This window comes from Vibrio sp. OPT46 (assembly GCF_015163535.1).
Taxonomy (GTDB): Bacteria; Pseudomonadota; Gammaproteobacteria; order Enterobacterales; family Vibrionaceae; genus Vibrio; species Vibrio alginolyticus.
The window spans coordinates 27,733-31,791 of record NZ_JADDYG010000589.1 but is presented as its reverse complement, the minus strand read 5'-3'; the positions used below and the strand labels follow the sequence as shown (position 1 = coordinate 31,791).

Here is a 4,059-nt window from a genome sequence, read left to right as displayed (position 1 = left end):
TCTCACTCGTCATAGTTAATTTTAGGTTTATTTAACTGCAACTTACGTTCGCGCGAGCGTAAGTCATTCCAAAGGCTCAACCGTGATGCTTTCCCTGCTAGCTCTCCAGTGCTAGCAGATGACTTCATCAACCACAGGTTTGTACCATTAAAACTGTATATCGGTAGCAAGTCGCTACGCTTAGAGGCTCGGACAATGTCAGGATTGATATTATCGAGAATGAGCGGCTCAGAACTTGGGGTAGGGTAGTAAGCTAATACCATGTGAAACTGATTCAGTTCGATGGCTTTTACGTATATTAACCGCATCTTTGAATCTGGTATTCCTAGCTCGAGTAAAGAGAAGTACTTAGCAATAGTGAAATCTTCACAGTCTCCTGCGTTACTCCCTAAAAATTCGAGTGGCGTAGCCCAATAATCTGTCTTTCCCCACAGTTTTATGTCGTCAACGAAATACAGCTGATTAAAAAAGTCGTTAACGCCAGCGAGCTGTTCATGAGTCTCTAATTGTTTAAATAAGTCGAGGTTCTTTCGCCATGTATTTACGCGCAATCCCGCACGTTCGCCGTACACCGCTGTGACCGTATTGACCCATCGTTGTTCTTTACTGTTCAGCGCACCAAGTTGGAACGACAAACAACTTAAGCTGATTAATAATGTAACTTTACGCTGCAAATTGGATCGCATATTCGACTCGTATCACAAGTATACTCTTCTAGAGAGTTCGTCAGTGAGAAATAAGTGCTTTTTATTTAATCACTTATCGCTCAATACTCCCTATCGCGAGTATCTTAATGTGGTTTACTCCTTCAAGGCGTTCGTTTTGGCACTTAAAATCGGTTTAAGTAGATATTCCAAAACGGTTCGCTTCCCTGTGATGATATCGACCGATGCTGTCATTCCTGGAATGATTGGTAAATCTGCATCTTGACCAAAGTTTGTTTTTTCGGTGCGTACACGAACAATGTAGAAGCTGTTGCCTTCTTCATCTTGAGTGGTATCCGCGCTGATATGTTCCAACTCACCCTCTAAACCGCCGTACTTTGTGAAGTCGTAAGCTGTAAATTTCACGATAGCATGAAGATCTGGGCGTAAAAATGCGATGTCTTTTGGCGCAATTTTCGCTTCTACCAATAGTGTGTCTTCTGTTGGTACGATCTCGACGATATCCATACCAGGTTGGATAACACCACCGACAGTATTGATGTTCAGTGTTTTGATTTTGCCTGTTACTGGCGAATTCACAACCGTTCGGTTTACTCTATCTTCCAAGCCCACCGCTGATTCAACCAAGGCAGATAACTGGTCTTGGGCGCTGTTGAGTTTCTCTTGCTGTTCAGAGCGGAATTTGAGTGCAACATCAATACGGTTGAGCATGGATTCTCGAATCGCTGATTGCAATACGGGAATCTTGAGCTCACTGGACGTCATTTCACGACGGGTATCGTTGACTTGGCGCTGTAATTTGAGCAGTTCAATACGAGGAACAACGCCCTCGTCTGCCAAAGGTTTGGTGATATCGAGTTCTTTTTTCGCGTATTGGTAGCTTTGACGTAAGTTCCTTACTCGTGCTTGGATCTCTACCAAGTCCTGCTGCTTTTGCTGCACTTGTTGGTCAATAACAGAAAGTTGGTTGCGTAAATTATCTAGATCTTCGCGATATTCTGCTTTTTGACGCTGTGTGAGTTGAGGTCGAGTCTCTTCCAAGGTTGGTGGGAAGGTCAGTTTACCGTAATCAAGTAGTACACTTTGACGCCAGTTTTCCGTTTCAAAATCACGATTAACGGCAACACTGTTAATAGAAGCGGATAGTTGCAGCACAGATGCGGTAAGGTTGGCAACTTGTTGCTCACGTTCACGAAAATCTGAGCGAAAGCGGGTGTCATCGATAAGCAGTAACTGTTGGCCTTTTTCAACCAACTGACCTTCTTTGACCAAGATTTCTTTGACTAAGCCACCTTCTAAGTTTTGGACTACTTGTATCTGTGAGGAGGGAATCACTTTGCCTTGACCAACCGTGACTTTGTCGATTTCAGCCCAAGATGCCCAACCTATTGCTGCAATGAAAAATAGCACCATAACCCAGAGCATAAAACGCGCGCTGTTGGGGGTATTGAGGAGCAATGCTGCAGTTTTGTCATCAACAAAATCCAACTCTTCATCGTTGAGTTTGTTGTAGTTATCTCGGCTCATCACAGTCCCTGCTTATATAATTACGGATTATCTTTTTGATCTTATTATTATTAACCGATCATGTCAGCATGCTCGGCTAATAAAATATGAGAAGAGGGTTATTCTCTCTTCAAATGAGCTTTCTTACACTTTCTAAATCAAACAAAAGCATAATTAGCGCCGGAGTATAGCTATTACGCCTTGAACTTGGCTTTATCCAACTGATGTTTTTTTAGTTTGTCGTACAAGGTTTTGCGTGATACCTGTAATTCTAGTTGAACCTCTTTGAGTCTGCCGCGATGTCTTTGCAATGCATCGAATAACAAGCAATATTCAAAGTATTCTGTGCGCTGAGTCATACTCTGAATTTCAAGACTTTTCTCACTGTTCCAATCTTCCATTCTAAAAGTATCTGGCTTGAGGGCACGAAGTTCAGCAAATTGGCGTAGCTGCTTAACGTTTTCTGGCCATTCGAGACTGGAGAGGTGTTTGACCTCTTCTAGGCTGATATGTGGCGGCTGTAACTGATATCGACTCGCTGTGTGGCGCACAAAGTGCTTGTATAAAGGCCCTATATCTTCCTTTCTTTCATCGAGCGTTGGTAAGTGAATTAGAGTCGCCAGGGGTTTTAGAGGTGGCTCGGCTTGGGTGGTCGCGCCAAAAACACGTTCAAGTTTTGGGTGCTTGAACAAGTATTCCCATTGTTCAAACGACACATGCTCTGCGCTATGTAAGTACAAACTGCAGTGGCGTTTTCCTTCACTTAAGCGGTGTATGGCTTTGTCGAGCGCTTCTAATGAAAGCTCATAGAGGTCTTCACCAGAAGCGGCGATTAGCTCACTATCCGGTGTTGCATGTATGTCGTGGGCAAATTGTGCAGCGAGTCGCCGACCCGTACCATCTTGACCTACAAAAATGAGCGGCTGGCTTGTGGGCGCACTGATCAAGGCGCGACGAATGCTCACCATGGCCTTACTGTGACCAATCATTTTCGGACCAACATGAGTTTGCATGTCGAGCTCTTTCTTAAGCCAGATGTTTTCTTGCAACAAGTTCAGTTTATCGCTGGCATTGTTGAGCGATTTCATGAGCTGTTCCGTTGAAAACGGTTTTTCTAGAAAGTCGTACGCGCCGCTTTTCATCGCATCTACCGCGGTTTTCACATCTCCATGTCCAGTAAGTACGATGAATTGAAAGTGATCGTTTTTGCTTCGCAAAGTTCGCATAAACTCCAAGCCATCCATCACGGGCATATGGATATCGGTGATGATAATCGCAGGTGTATTTGAGTCGATTACGCGTAAGGCTTCTACTGCGTTGGGTAAGCAGGTGACGTCTATCCCTTCAATCAGCAGGGCTTGAGACACGGCATCACGAATGTGTGGTTCGTCATCAACAAAGAAAACTGGGTTATTCATGGTCGTTTTCCACTTCTGGGGTACGTTTATTCTGATTGACTATTGGTAGCGTCACGATAAAGGTCATCCCTCCTGCTTGTTGTTCTGTGTTCTGATGTTTATAGGCACAGAGGGAACCGTGATAGCTCTCTATAATCCGCTTGGAGATTGTTAAACCTAATCCAAGACCCTCCGGCTTAGTCGTAAAAAATGGGTCGAACACTTTTGCTAGGGCTTCGTCTGACATCCCTGGTCCGTTATCGGAAACAAGAATGTCGCAACTGTCATCATGACACTGAACAGCAATGGATATTTGCGGATCGATACAGTGGTTTTCCATCGCTTGTGCGGCGTTGTGGAAGAGGTTTATCAGCACTTGTTCTAATTCAACGCTGTGAATGGCCAGCTTCACATCATAGTCGATGGCCGGAACTTTTAGTGTTACTCCTTGCTTAATAAGCTTGTTGCTCAAAATGCTGGTGGCAGTATGT

At 44.2% G+C, this 4,059-nt stretch carries 4 protein-coding genes; all 4 read right to left on the bottom strand.

Annotated features, from left to right (window positions below):
* Positions 1-2: 2 nt before the first annotated feature.
* The gene (locus IQR33_RS23445; RefSeq protein WP_005374561.1) at positions 3-686 is read right to left on the bottom strand and encodes a transglutaminase-like cysteine peptidase; all 684 of its coding nucleotides are present in this window, start codon (positions 684-686) and stop codon (positions 3-5) included.
* Positions 687-800: 114 nt separating this feature from the next.
* Positions 801-2,192, bottom strand: coding sequence for an HlyD family type I secretion periplasmic adaptor subunit (locus tag IQR33_RS23440; protein WP_005374562.1), 1,392 nt, complete (start codon positions 2,190-2,192; stop codon positions 801-803).
* A 173-nt stretch (positions 2,193-2,365) separates the two neighbouring features.
* On the bottom strand, positions 2,366-3,589 hold the full coding sequence (locus IQR33_RS23435; protein ID WP_193837812.1) for a sigma-54-dependent transcriptional regulator: 1,224 nt from the start codon (positions 3,587-3,589) through the stop codon (positions 2,366-2,368).
* On the bottom strand, positions 3,582-4,059 hold a 478-nt coding region (locus IQR33_RS23430; RefSeq protein ID WP_193844096.1), incomplete at its 5' end, for a sensor histidine kinase. The genes IQR33_RS23435 and IQR33_RS23430, both read right to left, overlap by 8 nt.